This is a genomic window from Gilliamella sp. W8126 (assembly GCF_016102185.1).
Lineage (GTDB): Bacteria > Pseudomonadota > Gammaproteobacteria > Enterobacterales > Orbaceae > Gilliamella > Gilliamella apis_A.
This window is the reverse complement of record NZ_JACFPE010000002.1, coordinates 462,848-481,716: the sequence shown is the minus strand read 5'-3', so window position 1 is coordinate 481,716 and position 18,869 is coordinate 462,848. Positions and strand designations below refer to the sequence as shown.

The following is an 18,869-nucleotide window of genomic DNA, read 5'->3' as shown; positions in this document are numbered from 1 at the left end:
AAGGATGAAATCTTAAAGGATTAATGCAATTCAGACTAATATCAGCTGGTTATTTATTTATAACTATCAGTTATAAAAAAGTTATTAAACATGATCCCTTATTTCATAAGTGTAGGACATTTTGGCGGTCTTACCTAACATAATTGAAGCACTACAATATTTTTCAGAAGCAAGTTTAATCGCCTTTTCAACAGCCTCGTTATCGATATTATTACCAGTAATTACAATATGAAAATTAATTGAAGTATACACTTTTGGCGAAGAGGTGGCTTGAGTTTTATCAATGTCGATCCAAAGATCTCGAACATCCTTTTTATTATTTTTCAAAATAGCAATAATGTCGTAAGCCATACAACCTGCAGCACCATGTAACAAAAGCTCCATAGGTCTCGCACCACGGTTTCGACCACCATGTTCAATACCGCCATCCATTACTAAGGAGTGCCCACTTGCAGTTTCAGCTAAAAAACCAAACTCATCAATCCATTTCAAACGATCTTTCATTATTTTCCCCTTTCATCAAAAATTAACTAAACATATTTATTCATATTAATTGCTAAATAACATAAGTCTTTTTAAACGATATGTCATCTTTTGAATTATTTTTTCTGATATAAGTCATCAATAATTAACTAGCTACTAGTATTTTTAGCTAGCCTCAGTACAATATTGCCATAGTACATAACCAATACTATTTTAAATAAACTTGCCAAAAAACTTATTATAACTATTAAATAATCAAATAATTAGTTTTATGAATGCACAACTTAAGGATAGGGTATGATTGTTGAATTTATTATCTTGCTTTGTATAGGCGCATTGGCTGGGTTACTTGCGGGTATGTTCGGTATTGGTGGTGGAGCATTAATTGTGCCAGCATTACTTATGCTACTCGATTATTTTGGTCATGGTGGGCAATGGATAAACCATATCGCAGTGGCCTCATCTTTAGCAACGATCATTGGTACTAGCTTATCATCAAGTTGGGTTCAGAATAAAAATAATAATATTGTCTGGTCGATCTTAAAAAAGATGGTATTAGGTTGCATTATTGGCACTATTGGCGGATCCTACATGACACCTTATATTCCCGGTATTTGGCTCAAATGGATTTTTATTGTTTTCCTCATCTATACAGGCAGTAAATTTATTCTAAAAACTGGAAAAGTTGCGAAAAAACAAAATAGCCAAGCGACATTATTACCTAACACAATCTATATCTTCATCGGCGGATTAATTGGTGTATTCGCCGCATTAGTTGGTGTAGGTGGTGGTGTGTTAGTGGTACCTTTTTTAAAGAAATGCGGCGTGGATATGCGAAAAGCGATCGGTACTTCTGCGGCATTTACCTTACCTGTCGCCTTAGGTGGTACTATTGGTTATATCATTGCTGGATGGAATATCCAAGAACTGCCAGAATACAGTTTGGGTTTCGTCTATTTACCCGCAGTATTATCAATTATGTTAGCTAGCATACCCATGGCAAAAGTCGGAGTTCAAATTGCTCAAAAATTATCAATAAATAAACTAATTAGATATTTTGGTATCTTCTTATTATTAATTTCAGTCAAACTAATCGTTTCTTAATTTATACTTAAAATCCCTGTTCTCAAAAATATTAACCGCTCTTATTTAGAGCGGTTAATATGACTTCTCTATTTATCCTAAACAAGAATAATTTTACGTGACTCTATTTTAGTTATTCAATCTCGATTCAAGAAACAACAACTAAGATGAAGTACACAGAGCATAAAAACTGTAGGGTTCGTAAAAGTCAATAGCTGGATTGTACATATAAACATCACCGCCATAAGGATAAACGATAAACTGCTCACTTCCTGATTGATCTCTAGTCCAATACAAATAATAATGACCTGTACCCGCACCAATGTAGTTGGTTAGGTATCCCCATTCAGTAAAAAATCCAGCATTTATTCGACGCTGGTAGTAATTACCAGTAGATGAAGGTATGGCTCCGATAGCACCCTGACAGTTATCACCACTCCATGGCCCTGAACAAACCGCATTAGTTAAATCCTTAACTTGAGGTACACTGTAACCAATACTCCTACACCATGATAATGCTAAACTATAATTAGAACTTTTATTACCTCGATTGATGAACCATTTCTTTAATTGAAAACCATATTTAAGAATTTCATTATCTAAACTATCTCTACCAACCAACTCGAATGTCTGAGGTAAAGAAGGTCTATATATAATACCAGGAGAATCTGATTGCCATTGAGCTTCGTTAGCAACAGGACCGGTAAGTGTAACGCGAACAGTGGTACCGGAAGAGTTCGGCGTCATGGTAGCAGTTATTCCATCATGAGTAACCGGATCCCATCTCAATGCCCCTACACCACCAATATCTAAATCAAAATATAGATTATTAGCACCAGTTGTTGGGAAATTCAAACCATAAGATGAAGGATCCCTAGACTGCACAATAAAACCTTTATTCGGATCCCACATTGAAGCCGGACCACGAAAGTCTATACCACTAATCTCAGTATCTGAACCATATCTCAATGTAGGTTTCGCAAAACAGACCTTTGGACGATCTTTAGGATTAATATAATAAGTCGCACTACCACCACTAAAATCACTACTATTAGGTACACCATACTGGGTAGATAATGTACCACCATCACTACTCAATACCAGTTTATAAGGTGCATTACAAATATCTAATGCAGTATTACGCAGTACTTTTTGATTATTTTTATCAGTAATGGTGAGGGTTAAATTCCCTGTAACTGCAATACCATTACCACCTTGACCATCACCATCATCATCCCGCCAATAATTATAGGGCGCGCCAATAAGTGTATTTAATGCGATTGAATCTGCATTGGTTGGTACTAGCATATTCACATTAATTAATGTCTCATTTATATCCGGCAATACAATCGGATTGGTTGCTGAATTATTATTTGGCGAATAAGTCCTACCATCAGATAAGCTGATACCAAGTAAATTACTCATATCAGTAACGCGACTTTGACCATCATCAAAGGTTAAAAAAGGTGCATTACCATGAATAAAATTTGTTGTACTCGTCGTCAAAGCGTGGCTACTAAATGGAAGTGATAAAAAAAATAGTACTGAAACTAAATAGAGTGGACTCGATAAAAATAAACTTAATAATAAGGTTAGTTTTACAGGTTTGGTGTTTGGTGTTTGGTGTTAAAATTATAATGCATCGCGACAATCCTGTCAAGTAACTTAATGTTTAATTTGAACTTTCCTTGCTCAAATAGCGAAATAATAATCTATCTAATCACTTTTTGCAGTGAACGGAAAAAGTATAATTACTGGGAAAAACTATGCAACAATTTTTTTCTAAAAAATGTTAACTTTTGTAAATATACTTAATTAGTGTTTCAATGAAATTACTATTGGTACATGATATTTCATGTGATTTTAGATTTTAAAGATCCTAGTATCTAAAAACACCGTTCCTCAAAATTTAATCACCCTAAATCGAAATAGAAATATGCCAGTTCTATTGAATTTTAAGCAGCCATTATTTATTGGCTGCTCGGACTCTGAGGCTCCATATCATTAAGGATAGGTACACACTCCATCGTGACCATAATCCAAACTAAAACGATTAATATAACCACTACTAGCGAGAACGACAAAATTATCATTACCGGTACGATCATCTATCCATATGATAATTTTATTTATCTTAAACTCGAATAATTCTATTTGATTCTATTTTTACTATATTACTTATCAAACCTAGAATTGATAACTAAGGTAATAAGCAAATACCATAAACACTGTAAGATGAATAACCAGCCCAAAACACATGCCCACCATCAGAGCTAACATCTAACCGTTCGTTACCCCCAAGTTCACTCGTCCAATAGTAATCACTATGACCAAAATTAGCGTCCGTGTAATAATACATGAATCCCCATTCAGAAAAAAATCCTGCCCCTATTGTGCGTTGGTAATGATTACCGGAGGAAGGAGGCATCCCACCTTCCATATCCTTACAACGAGAGTGACTCCATATACCCTCACAAACTGAATTAGTTAAATCTTTTACTGTAGGAATACGATAACCTATATTACTACACCATGAAGAAGTACTTTCATAAATGTATTTGTTAACGCCTCGATTGATAAACCATTGCTTTAATTGAAAACCATATTTAAGAATTTCATTATCTAAACTATCTCTACCAACCAACTCGAATGTCTGAGGTAAAGAAGGTCTATATATAATACCAGGAGAATCTGATTGCCATTGAGCTTCGTTAGCAACAGGACCGGTGAGTGTAACACGAACAGTGGTACCGGAGGAGTTCGACGTCATGGTCGCGGTTATTCCATCGTGAGTAACCGGATCCCATCTCAATGGCCCTACACCACCAATATCTAAATCAAAATATAGATTATTAGCACCAGTTGTTGGGAAATTCAAACCATAAGATGATGGATCCGTAGACTGCACAATAAAACCTTTATTCGGATCCCACATTGAAGCCGGACCACGAAAGTCTATACCACTAATCTCAGTATCTGAACCATATCTCAATGTAGGTTTCGCAAAACAGACCTTTGGACGATCTTTAGGATTAATATAATAAGTCGCACTACCACCACTAAAATCACTACTATTAGGTACACCATACTGGGTAGATAATGTACCACCATCACTACTCAATACCACTTTATAAGGTGCATTACAAATATCTAATGCGGTATTACGCAGTACTTTTTGATTATTTTTATCAGTAATGGTGAGCGTTAAATTACCTGTTACTGCAATACCATTACTGCCTTGACCATCGCCATCATCATCCTCCCAATAATTATAGGGCGCTCCAATAAGCGTATTTAATGCGATTGAGTCCGCATTGGTTGGTACTAACATATTAACATTAATTAATGTCTCATTTATATCCGGCAATACAATCGGATTGGTCGCTGAATTATTATTTGGCGAATAAGTTCTACCGTCAGATAAGCTGATACCAAGTAAATTACTCATATCAGTAACGTGAGTTTGGCCATCATCGAAAGTTAAATAAGGTGCATTACCATGAATAAAATTCGTTGTACTCGTCGTCAAAGCGTGGCAACTAAATGGAAGTGATAAAAAAAATAGTACTGAAACTAAATAGAGTGGACTTGATAAAAATAAACTTGAAAATAAGGTTAGTTTTACAGGTTTGGTGTTTGGTGTTTGGTGTTAAAATTATAATCCATTGCGACAATCCTGTCAATTAAATTAATGTTTAATTTGAACTTTCCTTGCTCAAACAGCTAAATAATAATCTATCTAATCACTTTTTGTAGTGAACGGAAAGAGTATAATTACTGGGAAAAACTATGCAACAATTTTTTTCTAAAAAATGTTAACTTTTGTAAATATACTCAATTAGTGTTTCAATGAAATTACTATTGGTACATGATATTGTGGTGATTTTAGATTTTAAAGATCTTTGTATCTAAAAACACCGTTCCTCAAAATTTAATCACCCTAAATCGAAATAGAAATATGCCAGTTCTATTGAATTTTAAGCAGCCATTATTTATTGGCTGCTCGGGCTCTGAGGCTCCATATCATTAAGGATAGGTACACACTCCATCGTGACCATAATCCAAACTAAAACGATTGATATAACCACTACTAGAGGATACGACAAAATTATCATTACCGATAGGATCACTTGTCCAATAGGCATGGCCAATGCTTGAATTAGAACTATTCTGCTTACCTTGAGCATTACTATCATGATAGTCTGAGTCAAAGTTAGCTCCCGTGTAGTTATTCATGTAGCCCCACTCCGAAAACAATCCCCCACCAATTCTACGTTGGTAATTATTGTTAAGTGATGATGGTTTAACACCCACAGCACCTTGACAATGAGAACCAGAACCTTTGCCATTACAAGATGCGTTAGTTAAATCCTGAACCTTTACGATACGATAACCGATACTATTACACCATGACAATGTATTTGAATAGTTTTGATAAACAGTTCCACGATTAACGAACCATTTTTTTATTTGAAAGCCATACTTAACCACTACATTACCTTTACTATCTTTACCAGCTAATTCAAATGTCTGTGGTAATGTTGGTTTTGTAATACGAGCTGGTGAATCTAACCTCCATTGTGATTCATTCGCAAAAGGACCTGTCAATTTAACACGAACACTAGTACCAGATGAATTAGGTGTTATGGTAGCAGTAATACCACCTCGAGAAATAGGACTCGCCCATGATAAAGAGTTTTTACCAGCTAATTTTAAATAAAAATACAAATTGTTAGCACCAGTTGTAGGGAAATTTAAACCGTAAGATGAAGGATCCTTAGACTGCGGAATAAAACCTTCATTCGGATTCCACATTGAAGCTGGACCACCAAAGTCTGTACCTTTAATCACCTTATCCGATCCAAATTTCAATTCAGGACGAACAAAGCATAATTTTGGCAGCGCCTTAGGGTTAATGTAATAAGTCGCACGACTAGCATTAAAATTAGTACTATTAGGTACACCATACTGGGTAGATAATGTACCACCATCACTACTTAATACGACCTTATAAGGTGCATTACAGATATCTAATGCGGTATTACGCAGTACTTTTTTATTATTTTTATCAGTAATGGTAAGGGTTAAATTACCTGTTACTGCAATACCATTACTACCTTGACCATCGCCATCATCATCCCCCCAATAATTATAGGGTGCTCCAATAAGCGTATTTAATGCGATTGAGTTCACATTGGTTGGTACTAACATATTAACATTAATTAATGTCTCATTCATTTCGGGCAATACAATTGGGTTGGTTGCTGAATTATTATTTGGCGAATAAGTTCTACCATCAGATAAACTGATACCAAGTAAATTACTCATATCAGTAACGCGACTTTGACCATCATCGAAAGTTAAATAAGGTGCATTACCATGAATAAAATTCGTTGTACTCGTCGTCAAAGCATGGCTACTAAATGGAAGTGATAAAAAAAATAGTACTGGAACTAAATAGAGTGGACTTGATAAAAATAAACTTAAAAATAAGGTTGGTTTTACAGGTTTGGTGTTTGGTGTTTGGTGTTAAAATTATAATGCATTGCGACAACCCTGTCAAGTAACTTAATGTTTAATTTGAACTTTCCCTGCTCAAATAGCTAAATAATAATCTATCTAATCACTTTTTGTGAGTAAACGGGAAAAGTATAATTACTAGGAAAAACTATGCAACAATTTTTTTTCCTAAAAATTGTTAACTTTTGTAAATAATTGCTCATATACTTATCAAGTAAGTATTTATTTTATAAGATTTAAACGATTGAACCTATTATTATTTTTTTGATGTCATTCTCAAAGATTGTTGCTTTTTAATATGATTTCCAAATATTTCTAGGCATCTTAATTATGTAATTTGAAAAAAATAGACACTAATGACTAATACACAATAAAAATCACTATTAATATAATAACTGTTCATCTTTTTCTAATTGATTTCCTTGATCTTTAGCATTCTGTCCTAAAGTTAACCATTAAATATTCATATCGATTTATGATAGCTAATAATGCAATCTTAAGGCATAGAACACGTCCCCCTTAAGGTTGTCTCGCTAGAATGATTCCTATTTACATGACCATTGTTAGGATAAACTGAAAACTGGATACCATCCGAAGTAATATCGCTAGTCCAATAGTTGTATCGATAATCATCAACACTGGCATTAAAATAAAAATCCATGTACCCCCACTCGGAAAAAAAACCTGAACCGATTCTACGTTGGTAATTATTACCAGTTGATGGTGGTTTAGCCGCGACAGAACCTTGACAATGACTACCGCTCCATACGCCAGTACAAATAGCATTAGTTAAGTCTTTAACCTGTACCATCCGATAACCGATACTGTCACACCATGATAATGTATTAAAATAATTGTGATAAACAGTTCTACGATTAACGAACCATTGTTTTAACTGAAAACCATATTTAATAATTGCATTACCTAAACTATCTCTACCAACCAACTCGAATGTCTGAGGTAAAGAAGGTCTATATATAATACCGGGAGAATCCGATTCCGATTGAACTTCGTTTGCTGCAGGACCTGTTAGTGTAACACGAACATAGCTACCGGAAGAGTTCGGCGTCATGGTAGCGGTTATTCCATCATGAGTAACCGGATCCCATCTCAATGGCCCTACACCACCAATATCTAAATCAAAATATAGATTATTAGCACCAGTTGTTGGGAAATTCAAACCATAAGATGATGGATCCGTAGACTGCACAATAAAACCTCTACTTGGATCCCACATTGAAGCCGGACCGCGAAAGTCTATGTCACTAATCTCAGTATTTGAACCATATGTTAATATTGGCCTAGCAAAACAGGTCTTTGGACGATCTTTAGGATTAATGTAATAAGTCGCACTACCACCACTAAAATCACTACTATTAGGCATACCATACTGGGTAGATAATGTACCACCATCACTACTCAATACGACTTTATAAGGTGCATTACAAATATCTAATGCGGTATTACGCAGTACTTTTTTATTATTTTTATCAGTAATGGTGAGCGTTAAATTACCAGTCACTGCAATACCATTACTGCCTTGGCCATCGCCATCATCATCTCCCCAATAATTATAGGGCGCGCCAATAAGTGTATTTAATGCGATTGAATCTGCATTGGTTGGTACTAACATATTAACATTAATTAATGTCTCATTTATATCCGGCAATACAATCGGATTGGTCGCTGAATTATTATTTGGCGAATAAGTTCTACCGTCAGATAAGCTGATACCAAGTAAATTACTCATATCAGTAACGCGAGTTTGACCATCATCGAAAGTTAAATAAGGTGCATTACCATGAACAAAATTCGTTGTACTCGTCGTCAAAGCGTAGCTATTAAATGGAAGTGATAAAAAAAATAGTACTGGAACTAAATAGAGTGGACTTGATAAAAATAAACTTGAAAATAAAGTTAGTTTTACAGGTTTGGTGTTTGGTGTTTGGTGTTAAAATTATAATGCATCGCGACAATCCTGTCAATTAAATTAATGTTTAATTTGAACTTTCCTTGCTCAAATAGCTAAATCACAATCTATCTAATCACTTTTTGTAGTGAACGAGAAAAGTATAATTACTGGGAAAAACTATGCAACAATTTTTTAGGCTAAAAATTGTTAAGTTTTGTAAAAAACAATTGTTTCGATGCAGAATGAATCGATCTTAATTCTAAGCTATTAAGATAATCTTAAACCATTTTATCGTTCTAAGTTTGATTATTAAAAGAGTTTAAGTTTTAGCTAGATTATTTTATTTTCGTAGAATTTTATTAATATAGCTAAACAGAAAAATAATCATTATAAGATTAATTATTTTTTTATTAAGTTCTAATAAACCAGTCTTTGATATTTTCTATCCTAAATGCCATTGATTATCAGCACACGTAAAAACATAAACCTCAGAACATTATTTTTTTAGCAATAAAATATTGTGGGAATCGATAGTATTTTTGCAAGCATCTAGAATAGTTATTTACTTTGATTTAACTAATTTTCAGGTTATAAAAACCCCTCTCCTCAATTTTTGAGTGACGTTTACAGGAATTAATAAAAAAGGTCGCAAATTGCGACCTACAGTTTTTGGATTTTGCGTTATTTTATCTGGCTTGTTTAACCGCTAATCCTAATTGCCATACCGCCATCGCATAATGTGTACTATGATTATAACGAGTAATGACATAAAAATTAGGTAAACCATACCAAAATTGATAACTATCACCCATATCTAAACGTAACAAACTAACTTCTTTATGGCCTTCTAAGGAGCTTTTCGGTTTTAGTCCTGATTTAGCCAAATGCTCAATTGAATATTTGGTACTAAAACCTGTATCAAGAGAAAGCGCTTGTCCATCAGCAACTACAGCAACTTTTCTATTGCGTTGCCAACCATGTGATTTGAAATAATTAGCCACGCTACCGATCGCATCAACAGGATCCCATAAATCAATATGGCCATCATGATTAAAGTCAACCGCATGATTTCTAAATGCTGATGGCATAAACTGACCATATCCCATAGCGCCTGCAAATGATCCATTTAAATCAAAGGGATCCACACCTTCATCACGACACATAATTAAAAAATCTTCCAATTCTTTAGCAAAATATTGTGATCTTCTTGGATAGTGGAAAGCTAGCGTTGATAATGCATCGATTATCTTTGTTTTGCCCATTACTCGGCCCCAACCTGTCTCAACGCCAATAATACCGACGATAATTTCAGGTGGTACACCATATTCTTTATATGCTCGTTGTAAATCTTTGTCATATTTATTCCAAAAATCAACACCTTTAGGCAAATTATTTGGTGTAATGAATTTATTTTTATAGCGAATCCAAGCGCCATTCGGTACATTTGAAGAGCCTGATTTAGGTGCTTGTTTATCCATTAAACCAATTACCCAATCAAGTTTGTTTGTCTGTTCTAAAACTGTACGAAGTTGTTGACGATTAAAACCATGTTTTTTTACCATCATGGCAATAAACTTTTCTTTATCAACAGATAAAGGTGCACTATCAGGTTTCGGCTGTTCATGCTGTTTCTCTAAATAAACACCACCTTTTACATCTGAATGTCCTCGATGTTTCTGCATTGGAGTTTTAGAAGAACCGCCACTAGAACAAGCAGCAAGCCATAAAATCATCATGAGACAAATAACGATACGTTGCATAAATCATCCATATTTAATTAATTAAAATAACGGCGACATATTAAATTATTTATTGTTATTTAACAATATTTTGACATTCTTTGCCTTCTGAAATTTGGGCAATATTATTTAATGTTGTATCGGAAATATTTAACAATGCTTCTTGGGTTAAAAATGCTTGATGACCAGTGAATAGCACGTTATGACATGATGATAAACGACGGAATACATCATCTAAAATAACATCGTTGGATTTATCTTCGAAAAACAGATCACGTTCGTTTTCATACACATCCATCCCTAATGCACCAATTTTAGTTTGTTTTAACGCTTCAATGGCTGCTGTTGCATCTAATAAACCACCACGGCTGGTATTAATAATCATCACACCTTTTTTCATTTTGTTAAATGACTCTTTATTGAGCAAATGATAATTTTCTGGTGACATCGGACAGTGTAAAGTAATCACATCTGATTTAGCATACAGTTCATCTAACTGAACATACTGCGCACCTAATTCAACAACGATATCATTTGGATAAGGATCATAAGCTAAAATATTCATGCCAAATCCTTTTAGAATACGAATAACAGCTTGACCTATTTTACCTGTGCCAATAACGCCAGCGGTACGATTATGCATATTAAAACCAGTCAATCCTTCTAAAGAAAAGTTGGCATCACGTGTACGTTGATAAGCTTTATGAGTTCTACGGTTTAATGTCATCATTAATGCAACAGCATGTTCAGCCACAGCCTCTGGTGAATAAGCAGGAACACGAACTACTGTAATACCTAATTTTTTAGCTTCAGCTAGATCGACATTATCAAAACCAGCACAGCGCAAAGCTAAAATCTTAATCCCATAATGAGCTAATTTTTGTAATACTCGTTTATCCACTTCATCATTTACAAAAACACATACAGCATCATACCCTTCAGCAGTAACCACCGTTTTATGACTTAATTTATGCTCATAATATTCAATTTCAAATCCGAAATGTTTATTTGCAATTTCTAGATGTTCTCTGTCGTAATGTTTACTGCTAAAAACAGCAACTTTCACAGTTTTTTTCATAACGGCTACTCCCTTTTAAGGTAACTTTATATATTATTTTTATTTTAAATGATGATTGAAAAACATTGTCACATGCTAATTTTGACAACATTGAATACTGAAATTTGATTTAATTGTTTTTTAGCCTTAAAAAAACTGGGCATCAACAAATCTATATTATAGTAAAACGTTTTATGATGGCTTTAGCAATTACTTTTTATATTATTATGCTATGATAGCACCTCACTAAAAACTCACCAATAATATTAAATAATGAATAATCCGCAAGATTCTATTTTCAAAACTATTTTTAATACAAAAATGCTAATCTGCATTTTCACTGGTTTTGCATCCGGATTGCCCTTTTATTTATTAATTCAACTATTACCTGCATGGCTGGCTAGCGAAGATATCAACATAAAAACCATTGGCATTTTCTCTTTAACCCAGATGCCATATATTTTCAAATTTATCTGGGCGCCATTTATGGATAATATTTCTCTATTCAAACTTGGGCGACGTCGAGGTTGGATGTTTATTTCACAACTAGTTTTACTCTTTTCGATTGCGATTTTAGGTATTTTCTCTCCAACGTTAGATATTTGGTTAATCGCTAATATCTGTTTTATTATCGCACTCTTTTCAGCAACCCAAGACATTGCTTTAGACGCTTTTCGACGTGAATTATTACTCGATAAAGAACTTGGATTAGGTAACAGTATCCATACCAATGCTTATCGCATTGCCGGATTGGTACCAGGATCACTATCATTAATACTATCAAATTATTTACCTTGGAACAGTGTTTTTCTCATTACCGCATTATTTATGTTACCAGCGATTATTATGACATTACTGGTTAAAGAACCAATCAATCAAATTCCCAAAACTCATAGTTTTGATGAAATTATTATTAAACCTTTTAGTGAATTTATTACACGCCAAGGTGTTAAAAGTGCTGTATTGATTTTAGCTTTTATCTTTTTATATAAATTAGGGGACAGCATGGCAACGTCCTTAGCTACCCCATTTTACCTAAAAATGGGCTTTAGCCGTTTTGATGTGGGTTGGATTGCTAAAAATGCATCATTATGGCCAAGTGTTTTTGGTGCTCTAATTGGCGGTATATTAATGATAAAAATAGGAATTAATCGCGCTTTATGGTGTTTTGGTTTTGTCCAAGTTATCTCTATTTTAGGTTTTGCTTGGTTATCGATCGAAGGGCCTTTTGATGAGATCAATACACATCAAAAAATTTTATTAGCATTAGTCATTGGATTTGAAGCATTAGGTGTAGGCCTTGGCTCAGCAGCATTTGTTGCTTTTATCGCTAAGACCACAAATCCATTATATACTGCAACACAGTTTGCGTTATTTACCAGTATTGCCTCTATTCCTCGAACACTTATTAATTCGACAACAGGAATTATGGTCGATTATTTAGGCTGGACAAGCTTTTTCGGTTTATGTACGATGCTAGCCATACCTGGTATGGTGTTATTATTAAAAGTTGCGCCATGGAATTTAAAATCTTAGGAGACACTATGGATAAACTATCTCTAGCTTTCGAGTTTAGACACGCTTGTAAACGGTTTGATGAATCAAAAAAAATTAATCATGAAGATCTTGAAGCAATTTTAGAGGCTGGTCGTTTATCACCTTCATCATTTGGGATGGAGCCTTGGCATTTTGTCGTTGTCGATAATGCAGATATTAAAACTGAATTACGTGCTATTTGTTATAACCAAGAGCAAGTTACTAGTTGCTCACACTATGTGATTGTACTTTATCGGAAAGCCAGTAACTTTACTTCACAAAGTCATTATTTACGTCAAGCTGTAGCGAGAACGTTACCTGATCAAAATGATCAAACCGCAATTGATATTGCTTGCCAAGATTTTATTAATTTTACTAAATTTGGTTTAGCAAATGGTTTAACTGTAAATCATTGGTCAGAAATGCAAGATTATCTAGCTGCAGCAAATATGATGACAGCAGCGGCTTATCGAGGTATAGATTCTTGTGCTATTGGTGGATTTGAACATGATAAAGTCATACAGATTTTAGAAAAACATATTCCACAGTTTAGTGGTGAAACTTTTGGAGTTGGACTCTGTTTAGCATTTGGTTATCGAGTTAATGAGCAACAACCACATATCCGCTGGTCACTTCAAGATGTAACCACCTACTTATCATAATCAATAACAAATCTCCTTATGTCGCCAACCGGCGGCATGAAGGCCAATGTCTAAAAAATCAATTCATCAACGGATACAATATTGCAACATTAACGATAGCGACGGCAAAATAAATTTAATACCAAATAAAATATTACCAATTTGCAGATCACTAATATTTTTTGCTTGGAATTTGGAGTTTTTTACCCACTTTGTTTTAGATAACAGAGCTTCAACTGTTTATTGTGAGGATGTGATCATAGCATTTGCTTTTAAATGAAACTAGTTTAATCTCATTATTTAATAACAATAATCTTTAATATCTAATTGAAAACTTAAAAAATTAATATAAACAAAACGTTTAAAAGTAAAACTTAATTAAGAAATAAAAAATTCAACAGTGACTCAAATTATCACCGCCACCTATCGCTACGATAACCAATTTTTTTGCACGATAAAGCTTGATAATGTTAGACTTATCAACTATAAATTGCGCTAACCATATTCAAATTAGCCAGAATATTAGAATAAAGAAGGATATAACATGAAGACCAAACATGCCCGTTTATTGATACTAGGGTCAGGACCTGCTGGCTACACAGCGGCTGTTTATGCTGCACGAGCAAACTTATCACCAGTATTAATTACTGGTACGCAACAAGGTGGACAGCTTACTACAACCACCGAAATAGAAAACTGGCCTGCTGGCGATTCGGAACTTACTGGGCCAGAATTAATGATAAAAATGCAACAGCAAGCGGAACGATTTAATACAGAAATCATTTTAGATCATATTGACCGTGTTGACTTTAGCCAAAAACCATTCAAACTTTTTGGCAGTGATACAGAATATAGTTGTGATGCATTAATCATAGCAACAGGCGCATCAGCACAATATCTTGGTTTACCATCGGAAGAAGCATTTAAAAGTAAAGGAGTGTCAGCTTGTGCTACTTGTGACGGTTTCTTCTATCGTAACCAAAAAGTTGCTGTTGTCGGTGGAGGCAATACTGCTGTTGAAGAAACTCTCTATTTAGCCAATATCGCTAGTGAAGTTCATTTGATCCATCGTCGTGATGGTTTTAGGGCTGAAAAAATATTAATGGACCGCTTATCTGAAAAAGTACAAGAAGGTAAAGTTATATTGCATACCCATCAAATTATTGATGAAATTCTAGGTGATAATATGGGCGTAACAGGTGTTAGAATTCGTAGTAGCCAAGATCCCAATATTAGCGAAGAAATTAATGTAATGGGCGTTTTTATTGCTATAGGTCACAAACCTAATACCGCTATTTTTGACGGCCAACTTGAACTAAATAATGGTTATATAAAAGTGCAATCAGGCACTCAAGGTAATGCAACTCAAACTAGCATTGAGGGTATTTTTGCTGCCGGTGATGTTATGGATCATATTTATCGACAAGCAATTACATCGGCTGGAACGGGATGTATGGCAGCGTTAGATGCTGAACATTATTTAGATAATTTAAAATAGAATCAGCTAAATAAAATGTCTTTAGATAAACAACGCCAAACTTATTTACTTAACTGGTTAAAACAACACACCAAAATACACAAGTCAGATTTACGGGCTTCGGTTTTAACTGGATTTATGTTAAGTATTTTAATGATTGCTCAAGCAGCTTTTTTGGCGATTATTTTACAAAGATTAATTATTGAACAACAGTCTTTTTTGACGGTTATTCCTTACTTTTTATCTTTAATTTTCATTTTACTGGCTCGAGGATCGTTAATTTATTTTCGTGAAAAGATTAACTTTGCTTTAGGTCAAAAGATCCGTAAACAAATTAGAAAAAAATTAATCGATCAGTTTGAATTATTTGGTCCTGCTTATTTAAATCAAAGTACTACCGGAGCATGGAGTACGTTAGTTATTGAACAAGTCGATAATTTACATGATTTTTTTGCTCGTTATTTACCGCAAATGCGTTTAGCCAGCATGGTACCAATATTAATTTGTATTGCTATCTTCCCTTTCAACTGGGCTGCGGCCGTTATTTTACTTTGCACAGCCCCCCTGATCCCTATTTTTATGATTTTAGTGGGAATGGGAGCAGCTGACATTAATCGACGCCATTTTAAAGCGTTAGCTTATTTAAGTGGCCATTTCTTAGATCGATTAAAAGGACTTAACACCATTCGTTTATTCAATCAAGGAGAACAACAAACGGAAGAAATCGCTCAAGCATCTGAAGATTTCCGTGTTAAAACCATGCAAGTGTTAAAAATGGCCTTTTTATCCTCTGCTGTGTTAGAGTTTTTTACCTCAATTTCAATTGCTATAGTGGCAGTCTATTTTGGTTTTTCATATTTAGGCGAATTTGATTTTGGTGCCTATAATGGAACTGTTACTTTATTTGCTGGTTTTTTTGCATTAATTTTAGCACCTGAGTATTTTCAACCCTTACGAGATCTCGGAGTCTATTATCATGCTAAAGCCGAAGCTATTGCTGCTGCTGATAATATCGAAACTTTTTTAAATAAAAATTTACCGCAACAAGTTGATAACGCTCAGCCAAAAACTAACTTGAACCAATTGCAAGCAAACAATTATCTAGATATTGGAGTTTTAAAAACAATTGAAGCCAAAGATCTGATCGTACTATCCAATGAAGCTTTACCGATTGTTGGGCCACTTAGCTTTTCATTACATGCGCCCTTTAAACTAGCCTTAATTGGCACTAGTGGTGAAGGAAAAAGCTCGCTCATGCAAGTATTACTTGGATTTTTGCCTTATCAAGGTTCACTCAAAATTAATGGTATTGAATTTAATCATTTAGATTTAAAGAGTTGGCAACAACAAATAAGTTGGATTGGCCAAAATCCTTATCTCATTAACGGTTCAATTCGTGAAAATATTCTACTTGGTAAACCCACAGCAACCACTAGTGAGCTTGATGAAGTGATAGCCAAAGCACAATTATCTGATGTTATCGCTAAACTGCCTGAAGGAGTTGAGACACAGGTCGGTGAAGATGCGGTACGATTATCAGTAGGACAAGCCCAACGTGTAGCACTTGCCAGAGCAATGCTAAAACCTTGCCAATTACTAATCCTAGATGAACCAAACGCAAGTTTAGATAAACAGACAGTAGAATTGTTAGCACCATATGATATTGCCACTAACAGTATTACCATAACTCATCAACATGATGATATGCATGATTTTGAGCTAGTTTGGAAACTTTCAAAAGGACAAATTAACGCTATTAAGGAGAGTTCATGCTAACGCTATTACGCCCTTATATTGCTCTTTATAAGCACTACTTTTGGCAAATCGTTATTGGGCTTAGTTTATCTATTCTTACGCTATTTGCCAGTGTCTTTTTGCTCTCATTATCGGGATGGTTTTTAGCCTCTACAGCCGTTGTTGGTGTTGCCGGTTTATATACTTTTAATTACATGTTACCTGCAGCTGGTGTAAGAGCAGCAGCAATTACCCGAACAGCATCACGCTATGTTGAGCGCTTAGTTGATCATAACACTACCTTTAAAATTTTAGCTTATTTAAGAACGTTAGCATTTAGAAAGATTTTACCACTCAGTGCTAACCAATTAGCTCAATATCAAAAAGCTGATTTACTTAACCGTTTTATTGTCGATATTGATGCACTTGATCATCTCTACTTAAAACTATTTTCACCAATTGTTACAGCATTAGTCATGATTTTGTTGCTGTTTGTCGGGCTAAGTTATATCAATTTACCCATTGCCTTAATCATTACTATCGTGTTAACAATTACCTTACTTGCTATACCTGTCATTTTTTATCATGCAGGCAAACAGTTAGGAGAAACATTAGCTAAACAACAAAGTGAATATAGGGCGTTATTAATTAATTATTTACAAGGTCAAGCTGAACTAACGTTATTTAATGCGCAACATCGTTATCGTACAAAACTAGATAAACTTGAATCAGACTGGCTTTTTCATCAACAACGCCAATCAACATTAATGGCACTATCAAGTGCGCTCGTCGTATTGATTGCTGGTTTTTTAACTTTATTGGTACTGTGGTTGATCACTCAATACACATTATCACCTTTAGTTGCCTTATTTGTTTTTGTTTGCTTGGCTAGTAGTGAAATTCTAGCGCCCATACCAGGAGCATTTATCTTTTTAGGACAGGTATTAACATCCGCAACACGCACAACAACTTTATTTAACCAAACACCTGATATCAAATTTATTGAACAAGGCAAAACTATCGATTTATCTATTGCTAAACTACAATTCGATGACATTAGTTTTAGTTATCCCAATCAACCTTTTGCTATTTTAAGTCACTTTTCATTAACCATAAATTCCGGTCAACATGTTGGTTTAATAGGTAAAACTGGCTGTGGCAAATCAACACTGCTTAATTTAGTTACTCGCACATGGGAAGCAAATTCTGGCAAAGTTTTGATCAATGATATTCCGGTTGATCAACTTGATGAAACCACACTTCGCCAAATCATTGCGGTTGTACCACAGGTTATTACTATTTTTAGTGATACACTTAAACAAAATTTGCTAATCGGTAATCGACAGGCATCTGACCAACAGTTGATCGATGTATTACATCAAGTTGAACTATCAAAATTGTTAGCAACTGATCAAGGTTTGAATTTACCATTAGGACAAGGTGGGCGCGCTCTATCTGGCGGCGAAATTCGCCGTATCGGCATTGCTCGAGCATTATTACATAACTCACCACTAATCCTAATGGATGAACCAACTGAAAGCCTTGACCAACAAACCGAACAGCAGATCATCGAGCTGATTAAACAAATCTGTAAAAATAAAACATTACTAATGGTCACCCATAGATTAACCGATAGTCCATTGTTTGATCGAGTGGTTGAATTGTAAGTTTTAGATTTAGATAACCG

General features: G+C 34.6%; 13 protein-coding genes. 6 read left to right on the top strand and 7 right to left on the bottom strand.

The features are described 5' to 3' along the window. Positions 1 to 84: 84 nt before the first annotated feature. The gene (locus H3S74_RS06120) at positions 85 to 504 is read right to left on the bottom strand and encodes an OsmC family protein (protein WP_110447437.1); all 420 of its coding nucleotides are present in this window, start codon (positions 502 to 504) and stop codon (positions 85 to 87) included. Between the two features lie 276 nt (positions 505 to 780). On the opposite strand from H3S74_RS06120, the gene H3S74_RS06115 reads away from it, so the two are divergent. Continuing rightward, a complete protein-coding gene (locus tag H3S74_RS06115; RefSeq protein ID WP_198247488.1) occupies positions 781 to 1,587 on the top strand; it encodes a sulfite exporter TauE/SafE family protein in 807 nt (268 codons plus the stop codon). 141 nt (positions 1,588 to 1,728) lie between these two features. Here H3S74_RS06115 and H3S74_RS06110 read toward each other — a convergent pair whose 3' ends face one another. From H3S74_RS06110 to H3S74_RS06085, 6 genes are all read right to left on the bottom strand, one after another. Next, positions 1,729 to 3,072, bottom strand: coding sequence for a hypothetical protein (locus H3S74_RS06110; protein WP_198247487.1), 1,344 nt, complete (start codon positions 3,070 to 3,072; stop codon positions 1,729 to 1,731). Between the two features lie 694 nt (positions 3,073 to 3,766). Further along, positions 3,767 to 5,095 (bottom strand): hypothetical protein, encoded by a 1,329-nt coding sequence (locus H3S74_RS06105; RefSeq protein WP_198247486.1) that lies wholly within the window; start codon positions 5,093 to 5,095, stop codon positions 3,767 to 3,769. Between the two features lie 497 nt (positions 5,096 to 5,592). Then, entirely contained in the window at positions 5,593 to 6,975 is a 1,383-nt protein-coding gene (locus tag H3S74_RS06100; protein WP_198247485.1) for a hypothetical protein, read from the bottom strand. A gap of 607 nt (positions 6,976 to 7,582) precedes the next feature. Next, entirely contained in the window at positions 7,583 to 8,917 is a 1,335-nt protein-coding gene (locus H3S74_RS06095) for a hypothetical protein (protein WP_198247484.1), read from the bottom strand. Between the two features lie 767 nt (positions 8,918 to 9,684). After that, positions 9,685 to 10,758, bottom strand: a complete 1,074-nt coding sequence (gene mltB, locus H3S74_RS06090) for a lytic murein transglycosylase B (protein ID WP_198200523.1) — start codon at positions 10,756 to 10,758, stop codon at positions 9,685 to 9,687. Between the two features lie 55 nt (positions 10,759 to 10,813). Continuing rightward, positions 10,814 to 11,803 carry a 2-hydroxyacid dehydrogenase gene (locus tag H3S74_RS06085; protein ID WP_110448032.1) on the bottom strand — a complete coding sequence of 330 codons (990 nt, stop codon included), beginning with the start codon at positions 11,801 to 11,803 and terminating at the stop codon, positions 10,814 to 10,816. 264 nt (positions 11,804 to 12,067) lie between these two features. Between H3S74_RS06085 and H3S74_RS06080 the strand changes: the two genes are divergently transcribed. From H3S74_RS06080 to cydC, 5 genes are all read left to right on the top strand, one after another. Further along, positions 12,068 to 13,330 carry an AmpG family muropeptide MFS transporter gene (locus tag H3S74_RS06080; protein ID WP_198247483.1) on the top strand — a complete coding sequence of 421 codons (1,263 nt, stop codon included), beginning with the start codon at positions 12,068 to 12,070 and terminating at the stop codon, positions 13,328 to 13,330. 8 nt (positions 13,331 to 13,338) lie between these two features. Continuing rightward, a complete protein-coding gene (locus tag H3S74_RS06075) occupies positions 13,339 to 13,992 on the top strand; it encodes an NAD(P)H-dependent oxidoreductase (protein WP_181414634.1) in 654 nt (217 codons plus the stop codon). A gap of 523 nt (positions 13,993 to 14,515) precedes the next feature. Further along, positions 14,516 to 15,469, top strand: coding sequence for a thioredoxin-disulfide reductase (trxB, locus tag H3S74_RS06070; protein WP_198247482.1), 954 nt, complete (start codon positions 14,516 to 14,518; stop codon positions 15,467 to 15,469). A 15-nt stretch (positions 15,470 to 15,484) separates the two neighbouring features. Then, the gene (cydD, locus tag H3S74_RS06065; protein ID WP_198200528.1) at positions 15,485 to 17,224 is read left to right on the top strand and encodes a cysteine/glutathione ABC transporter permease/ATP-binding protein CydD; all 1,740 of its coding nucleotides are present in this window, start codon (positions 15,485 to 15,487) and stop codon (positions 17,222 to 17,224) included. Next, positions 17,218 to 18,849, top strand: a complete 1,632-nt coding sequence (gene cydC, locus H3S74_RS06060) for a cysteine/glutathione ABC transporter ATP-binding protein/permease CydC (protein WP_198247481.1) — start codon at positions 17,218 to 17,220, stop codon at positions 18,847 to 18,849. The genes cydD and cydC overlap by 7 nt, the downstream gene beginning before the upstream one ends. The last annotated feature ends 20 nt before the right edge of the window (positions 18,850 to 18,869 follow it).